The 7553-nt window shown below is 70.4% G+C and carries 6 protein-coding genes and 1 pseudogene; 5 read left to right on the top strand and 2 right to left on the bottom strand.

What is annotated here, in order from left to right:
- Positions 1-263: 263 nt before the first annotated feature.
- Entirely contained in the window at positions 264-2687 is a 2424-nt protein-coding gene (locus tag DI526_RS12565; protein WP_304278306.1) for an ATP-binding protein, read from the top strand.
- Here DI526_RS12565 and DI526_RS12570 read toward each other — a convergent pair.
- Entirely contained in the window at positions 2684-3679 is a 996-nt protein-coding gene (locus DI526_RS12570) for a serine hydrolase (protein WP_304278293.1), read from the bottom strand. The genes DI526_RS12565 and DI526_RS12570 overlap by 4 nt on opposite strands.
- Before the next feature lie 77 nt (positions 3680-3756).
- On the opposite strand from DI526_RS12570, the gene DI526_RS12575 reads away from it, so the two are divergent.
- From DI526_RS12575 to DI526_RS12585, 3 genes and pseudogenes are all read left to right on the top strand, one after another.
- Positions 3757-4563, top strand: coding sequence for an RNA methyltransferase (locus DI526_RS12575; RefSeq protein ID WP_304278295.1), 807 nt, complete (start codon positions 3757-3759; stop codon positions 4561-4563).
- A gap of 108 nt (positions 4564-4671) precedes the next feature.
- Positions 4672-5088 (top strand): annotated as a pseudogene (locus tag DI526_RS12580) (host attachment protein).
- Between the two features lie 121 nt (positions 5089-5209).
- On the top strand, positions 5210-6493 hold the full coding sequence (locus DI526_RS12585; RefSeq protein WP_304278300.1) for a DUF1254 domain-containing protein: 1284 nt from the start codon (positions 5210-5212) through the stop codon (positions 6491-6493).
- Here the strand turns inward: DI526_RS12585 and DI526_RS12590 are convergent.
- The gene (locus DI526_RS12590; RefSeq protein WP_304278303.1) at positions 6490-7362 is read right to left on the bottom strand and encodes a LysR family transcriptional regulator; all 873 of its coding nucleotides are present in this window, start codon (positions 7360-7362) and stop codon (positions 6490-6492) included. The two genes, DI526_RS12585 and DI526_RS12590, sit on opposite strands and share 4 nt — an antisense overlap.
- A gap of 115 nt (positions 7363-7477) precedes the next feature.
- On the opposite strand from DI526_RS12590, the gene DI526_RS12595 reads away from it, so the two are divergent.
- Positions 7478-7553 (top strand): hypothetical protein (locus DI526_RS12595; protein WP_304278308.1); only part of this gene is annotated, 76 nt, incomplete at its 3' end.

Below are 7553 nucleotides of genomic sequence, written 5' to 3' on the forward strand. Positions count from 1 at the left end.
GGCTATAGACTGTTGCGTCGCGAGGGAAAAGCGGATCGGTTGGCGCAAGCGCTGACGTTCGATCCTTCAGTTCGTCAGTTGGGGTTTTCCGCCGGCGGGGGCGCGTGCGCGAAAACAGTGTGCGAAGGGCGTTTCAGTAACCGATCGCGTGAATTTCCAGAGTGAGGCCGGTCCGCAGAAGCGACCGGCGCGGGGGTGCTGTGAACGGCAATTCAGTTCCGAACGATCAGGTCGCCAAGCCGTTGGCGCGTCGGCTGCTGACCATGGTCGCGATGCTGTCCGTCGCCGTGACCGGCGTCGCCACGGCGGCGGCCTTCTTCTTCGTCCGCGAGAGCGCGGCCGACGCCCAGACCCGTCATCTGGCGGCCTATGTCGCCGAGCGGGTCAAGACCGAGGATCGGCTGTTCTCGGATCTGGTGAAGGTCCAGGACGCCGCCGCCGAAGCCCTGACGCGGCGCCTGCGGATGGGCGACGGCGCCCGCGACGCGGCGCGGTTCGACGCCCTGTTCCCCGAGCGCGGCGACGGCACCCGCCGCTCTGCGCCGGGGCTTTTCGACGGCGCCCGGATCGGCGAGCGCTATGTCTATGGCGTCGGCGCCTACATGCCGCGCGCCGCCACCCTGACGCCGGCCGAGAAGACGCTGTTCGTCTCGGCCCTGGACGTGGTGGCCGCGACCGGCGAGGCCCAGCTGCGGCACTACGACAACTTCTACTTCTTCACCCCGGACGCGCGGGTGGTGATGTTTGGGCCCAAGCGCGCCGACAAGCTGCTCTTCTATCGGCGCGACGCCCCGCCGAACCTCGACATCGGCGGCGAGGAGATGACCCAACTGACCTTGCCGCGGAACAATCCCGAACGGGTCATGAGGTGCACCAAGCTGCGCCGGTTGATCTCCGATCCCACCGGACGGCGGCTGTCCGTCGCCTGCCTGACGCCGTTCTACCTGAATGGCCGCTTCCTGGGCGCTTTCGGGACCAGTCTGTCGCTGAACTCCTACCTGCTGCGGGCGGTGGGCGATGCGCTGCCAGGCGGCCACAACATGATCGTCGCGGATAGCGGCGAGCTGATCGCCGCCCAGGGCATCTCCCGGAAGGGCGCAGTCGACGCCTTCGCCCTGCGCCGCTTCGAGACCGACAGCGATCTTCGCAACCTGGTTCGGCACGTCCGGGCGCAGAACCGCGACGTCGGCACGGTGCTGTCGCCGCGCGGCGACAGGCTGGTGGCCTACGGGCGCCTGGTGGAGCCGGGCTGGTGGTTCCTGATGACCTTTCCGTCGAGGGACATCATCTGGTCGTCGCTGAAGACCGCCTCATGGGTGCTGCTGTTCGGCTTCCTGGGCGTGCTGGCGCAAATCCTGCTGCTGTATCGCCTGACCAACCAGATGGTCGTCGCGCCGCTTCGCAACCTCGCCGACGCCCAGCGGGCGCGCAACCCCGCGGCGGCGGCGTCCATCGAGACCCGCGAGGACGAGATCGGGGCGCTGGCGCGGTCGCTGCGGGGCCAGCGCGAGCAGAACGACGAACTGCTGCGCTCCCTGGAAGAGCGCGTGACCCAGCGCACCGCCGAACTGGAGCGGGCGAACCAGGCCAAGTCGGTCTTCCTGGCCAATATGAGCCATGAGCTTCGCACGCCCCTGAACGGGGTGATCGCTATCGGCGACCGCCTCGCCGAGGAACAGGACCCCGCCGTGCGCCGCGAGCTGGCCGCCTTGGTCGCATCCTCGGGGCGCCTGCTGGAGCAGGTGCTCAGCGATATCCTGGACGCATCCAAGATCGACGCCGGGGAGTTCCAGCTGACTCCCGAACCCTTCGACCTGGCCCTGCTGGTCCAGGGCATGGCCGAACTCCATGCGGCGGCCGCCCAGGCCAAGGGGCTGGTCTTCCGTTGGTCGGTGGCGCCGGAGGCGGCGGGAACCTATCGCGGCGACCCGGGCCGCATCAGCCAGATCCTCTCGAACCTGTTGGCCAACGCCGTGAAGTTCACCGACCAGGGCGAGGTGGCGCTGGAGGTGGACCGCGTCGAATCCGGTCCGCGCTTCGTGGTGCGCGACACCGGTGTCGGGTTCGACGCAGCCGTGCGCGAGCGCCTGTTCAAGCGCTTCGTGCAGGCCGATCAGTCGATCACCCGCCAATACGGGGGAACGGGTCTTGGTCTGTCGATCTGCGCCGCCCTGACCGCGAAGATGGGGGGGCGGATCAGCGCGGACGGCGCGCCGGGCCAGGGCGCTCGTTTCGAGGTCGTCCTGCCTCTGCCCCGCTGCGACCAGGCGCCGTCCAAGGCCCAGGAGGAGCCTGTCGGCGTCATCTCGCTGGAGGGGCTGCGTGTTCTGGTGGCCGAGGACCATCCCACCAATCGCAAGGTGGTCGAGGTCGTCCTGCAGCCGTTCGGCGTCGACCTGACTCTGGTGGGCGACGGCGAGGCGGCGCTGGCGGTCCTGGACGAAGCGCCGTTCGACGCCGTGCTGATGGATATGCAGATGCCGGTGCTGGACGGCCTGTCGGCCACCCGCGCCATCCGGGCCCGCGAAGCGGCTTCCGGCGCGCCGCCCATGCTGGTGATCATGCTGACCGCCAACGCCATGGAGGAACACATCGCCGCGGCGCTCGCCGCCGGCGCCGACCTTCACCTGGCCAAGCCCCTGCATCCGGCGCAACTGATCGAGGCGCTGGCGCAGGCGAGGCTCTAAAAGGATTTCATCACCGTGCGGCCCGCCTCGGCGATGATCGCCTCGCGCGCGCGAGCCTCGGCGGGGGAGCGCGTGAGGAACACCGCCAGGGCGATGCGGCGGCCGTCTTTCAGCGCGATCAGCGCCACGGCGTGGCTCTCCGCGACGCCGCCGAGGTCGGGACGCGCCGAGCCCGCCGCCTGCCAGATGCTGGCGCCCTCCGGCAGGACGGCGGCCAGATAGCCCGGATCACCGCCGAGCAGCGGGCGAGGATCGGCGCTCGCGAAGACCTCGCGCGTGTTGAAGGTTTCGAGCAGCCGGACCATGCCGACGGGCGTGGCGGTGTCGCGCGGGTCGGCCTCGTGGCGACGGGCGGCCGCGCCGCGCTGGGCGGGTGGGATGGCTTCGAGCGCTTGACGCCAGGCGGCCTCGCCACGCCAGCCCTGGCGGAACGAGCCCAGGCCGACGGCCTCGGTCTTGATCTGGCGGCGATAGCGGTCGACCGAAATCCCCGCCAGTTGCCTAACGTCCAGCCAGCCGTTCACCGCCCCGGGGCCGCCGATCCGCTTGGTCAGCAGGTCGAGCGCGGTGTTGTCGCCGGCGCGGGCGAGGTCTTGCAGCTCCCGAACCGTATAGGCCTGGCGCGCAGGCCAATCGTCGGCGATCCGGCTGGGCGGCGGCGAAAGATCGACGTCGCGGACGGCGATCGTCTCGCCCAGGTCCAGGTGACCCGCCGCGTGCTCGGCCGCGACGGCCGCCAGGATCGGGACCCGCGCCGCCGCGCCCAACACGAACGACCTGTCGCCATTGAAGCCCCAGAGCTGGCGCGTGCCCAGGTCCTCGGCCGCCACGCCCAGAACGGCCGGCGCGGCGCGGGCGGCGATAGGCTCCATCGCCTTCTGCAGGGCCTTGGGATCCATGGCCGGCTCGCCCTGGCCCAGCATCGGCTTTTCCCGGCAGGCGGCGACGATGGGCAGGGCGGCGAGGGCGGTCAGGAAGGCGCGGCGCGTCATCCCGCCTAAACGCGGCCGTGACGGTTCGGCTGCTTGCCCTCTTGCATCCGGCGCGCGGTCGGCGGCAAAGGGTGCGGATGACCGACGAAAACCCGTCCGCCTCGGCGCGACCCGCGCCGCCCTGCGTGATCCTCAACGAACCCCAACTGGCCGAGAACATCGGCTCGGTCGCGCGGGTGATGGCCAATTTCGGCCTTTACGACCTGCGCCTGGTCCGGCCGCGCGACGGCTGGCCGCAGGAGCGCGCCTGGGCCAGCGCCTCGGGCGCCAGCTGGCCGCTGGACGACGCCAAGGTGTTCGACAGCCTGGAAGCCGCCATCGCCGACCTTAAGCTGGTCTACGCCACCACGGCCCGCCCGCGCGAAACGCGCCTGCCTGTCTATACGCCACGCGAAAGCGCCGCCCATCTTGCCGAGGAGGTCGCCCAAGGCCGCCAGGTCGGCCTGCTGTTCGGCGGCGAGCGGGCGGGGCTGGAGACTCACGACATCGCCCTGTGCCAGGCCATCGTCTCGATCCCGATCGACGAGCGCTTTCGCTCGCTGAATCTCGCCCAGGCGGTGTCGATCAACGCCTACGAATGGAAGATGACCCAGGACGACCGGCCCTGGAAGAAGTTCGAGCTGAACGTCGAGGAGCCCGCCGACCAGGCCGCGATGCTCGGCCTCTACGAGCATCTCGAGGACGAGCTGGAGAAGGCCGGCTTCTATCATCCGCCCGAGAAGAAGCCCTCGATGGTCCGCAACCTGCGCGTCCCCCTGGCCCGCGCCCGCCTGACGGACCAGGAGGTCCGCACCTTCCGGGGCGTAATCACCGCGCTCAGCAAGGGCCGAGGACGCGTGCTGGCCAAGCTGGCGGAGAAGGCGGCCAAGAAGCCGACCCCTTAGCGGCGGCCCCCTTAAGGAAAAACGGGCGGCGGCGGAATTGACCTGGATCATCCGCCGCCGGATCGACGAGGCGCAAGCTGGCTCCAGTGGTTAGCAAGGAGCCTTTCCATGAACCCTGACGCCATCACCCTCGTCGTCGTCGCCGACGGCCGTCGCGCCCGCCTTCTGGAACAGCCGCGCATCGATGGCCCGCTGCATGACCGGCCCGAATGGCTGGCCGACGTGAAGGAACATCACGATCACGCCGCCCCCAGCCACATCACTCACGCGGGCGACGCCCGCGATCGGGCTGAAAAGGCTTTCCTGACGGCCCTGGCCAAGCGCCTGGAAGGCCTGGCCGCCAGGCACCATTTCGATCAGGTCGTGCTGGCCGCCCCGCCGCGCGCCCTGGGCCACCTGCGCTAGGCGCTGCCGGCCGGCCTGGCCCGCAAGGTCGTCGGATCGGATCCGCACGAGCGCGTCGACGCCACCATCATCACGCTGGAAGCCGCGGTTCACGCCGCGCGCTACGCCCACGCGGCCTGATACCCGCCCGGCGGCTCCCCGGGAGCGGTAGACGGGAGACGAGCGGCCCTTGCGCCGCTCGTCTTTCCCGCGTTCACTCCTGTCAAACAAGCGTTCGCGAAATGAACGCCGGGAGGGCGCCATGAACCGTCGGGAAATGCTGGCCATGGCCGGCGCATTGGGATTCGCTCCTGGCCTTGCGGCCTCGGCGGCCTTGGCGGCGGACGCGACGGCGGCGCGAGACGCCTATCTCTACGCCCTGCCGCTGATCGAGATGGCGACCACCCGGGCGCGGATGCTCAAGGCGCCCGGCGCGGCCATCAACCGCCTGGATCACGCGCGGACCCTGGCGGACCACACCTCGCGCCGCGTGACCACGCCCAACAACGACACCCTCTACTCCATCGCCTTCCTGGACCTGACCAAGGGGCCGGCGACGCTGACCATCCCGCCGATGGGCCAGCGCTACTACTCGGCCGCGGTCATGGACATGTTCACCAACAACAACGTGGTGCTGGGCACGCGCACGATCAGCGGGGAGGGCGGGATCTTCACACTGGTCGGTCCGGGCCAGGCCTCGACGGGGCCCAATCCCGTGCGGATCGCCACGCCGCATGCCTGGCTCCTGCTGCGCGTGCTGACCGACGGCGGAGACGACCTGGCGGCCGCGCACAAGGCGCAGGACGGGTTCTTGCTCAAGGGGGCGCCCGCCGCCCCGGTCCCCGCCTATGCGACCCGCGACGCCGCGCCGGACGCCTATTTCGCCGCGGCCCGCGCGCTGCTGGCCAGCGACCCGGCTCCGCCGAGCGACCTGCGTATCCTGCGCCGCACCGCCGCCTATCTGGGCGCGGGTCCGTTCGACGCCGCCAGCGCCGCCGACGGCGTCGACGAGGCGCGGCTGATCACCCAGTTCGCCAAGGGGCGGCAGACCTTCACCGGCGGCTGGGCCTATCCGCGCCCGAGCCTCGGCGACTTCGGCCAGGACTATCTCTACCGGGCGATCGTCGCCCTGCAGGGGCTGGGCGCGCTGCCCGTGGCCGAAGCGATGTACATGAAGGCCGCCGGCGACGACGAGGCGGGACTGTTCACAGGCGACGGACTCTACCGCCTGAGCCTGCCCGCGAAGCTGCCGCTGGACGGCTTCTGGTCGCTGTCGATGTACGAGGCCACGACCGACGGGCAGTTCTTCTTCACCGACAATCCGCTGGGTCGCTACACGATCGGCGACCGCACGAAAGGCCTCAAGCGCAACACCGACGGATCGCTCGACATCTGGATCGGCCGCACCGACCCAGGCGGCGAGCGCTCGGCCAACTGGCTGCCCGCGCCCAAGGCGGGGCCGTTCGCGATGTACCTGCGCGCCTATCTGCCCCGGGCCGAGCTGCTGGACGGCCGCTTCCGCCTGCCGCCGGTGACCAAGGTCTAGCCGGCCAGCACCCGCTCCAGGTGCTCGACCAGCAGGCGCACCTTGGCGGGCAGCAGGCGCAGGTGCGGATAGACGGCCCAGACCCCCTCGTCGGCGGGGCGATGGTTATCGAGCAGGGGAATGAGCCGTCCTTCGGCGATCGCCGCGTCGACATAGAAGTTGGGCAGCTGGCACACGCCCAGGCCGCTTAGCGTCGCGTCCAGCACGGCCTGGCCGCTGTTGCAGCGCCAGCGACCGCGCGGCTTGAAGGCGATCTCGCGTTCGCCGTCGCGGAACGGCCAGGTGTCGCTGGCCCCCAGCACGCAGGCGTGGTCCTCCAGGTCGACGATCTGCTTCGGCGCGCCGGCCCGCGCCAGATAGTCCGGCGAGGCGCACAGCCGGCGCGTGCGCGAGGCCAGGCGCTTGGCGATCAGCCGGCTGTCGGTCAGGCGGCCGAAGCGGATGGCCAGGTCGAAGCCTTCGCTGACGATGTCGCGAACGGCGTCGTCCAGGTCGATCTCGATCGACAGCCGCGGATGGGAGAGGGCGAAGGCGTTGACGGCTGGAACCACGAACCGCTCGCCATAGGCGGCCGAGCAGGTCATGCGCAGCAGGCCGCGCGGTTCGCCATCCTCCTCGCCCACGGCGGCCAGGGCCTCGTCGCGGTCCTGGATCAGCTGTCGGCAGCGGGCGAGGAAGGCGCGCCCGGCGTCGGTCAGGCTGACGCGGCGGGTCGTGCGGTAAAGCAGGCGGGTCTGCAGCCGTTCTTCCAGGCTCGCCACGGCGCGACTGACCCCCGAGGTCGACAGGCCCAGGCGCGCTGCGGCGCGCGAGAAGCTCTCGGCCTCGGCCGTGGCCACGAATTCGTCGATGCCATCCCAGCGGCTCATGGCCGCGTGGTGGGTGAATTATCCCCATTATGCAACAATGTTTTGCGCCGGGCGGGATTATCGCCAGGCCTGCGGGGGCGTACCAAGGGCGCCGAAGATCTCAGGAGACCTCCCGATGAAGACCCGCGCCGCCGTCGCTTTCGAAGCCAAGAAGCCGCTGGAGATCGTCGAGGTCGACCTGGAAGGGCCCA

This window comes from Caulobacter segnis, assembly GCF_003243465.1.
In the GTDB taxonomy this organism is placed as follows: Bacteria; Pseudomonadota; Alphaproteobacteria; order Caulobacterales; family Caulobacteraceae; genus Caulobacter; species Caulobacter segnis_A.

Bases quoted from the DNA above. Each gene is read 5' to 3' on its own strand.
- DI526_RS12565 (WP_304278306.1), top strand. From the start codon at position 264: ATGGTCGCGATGCTGTCCGTCGCCGTGACCGGCGTCGCCACGGCGGCG.
- DI526_RS12590 (WP_304278303.1), bottom strand. From the start codon at position 7,362: ATGAGCCGCTGGGATGGCATCGACGAATTCGTGGCCACGGCCGAGGCC.
- DI526_RS12570 (WP_304278293.1), bottom strand. From the start codon at position 3,679: ATGACGCGCCGCGCCTTCCTGACCGCCCTCGCCGCCCTGCCCATCGTC.
- DI526_RS12575 (WP_304278295.1), top strand. From the start codon at position 3,757: ATGACCGACGAAAACCCGTCCGCCTCGGCGCGACCCGCGCCGCCCTGC.
- DI526_RS12585 (WP_304278300.1), top strand. From the start codon at position 5,210: ATGAACCGTCGGGAAATGCTGGCCATGGCCGGCGCATTGGGATTCGCT.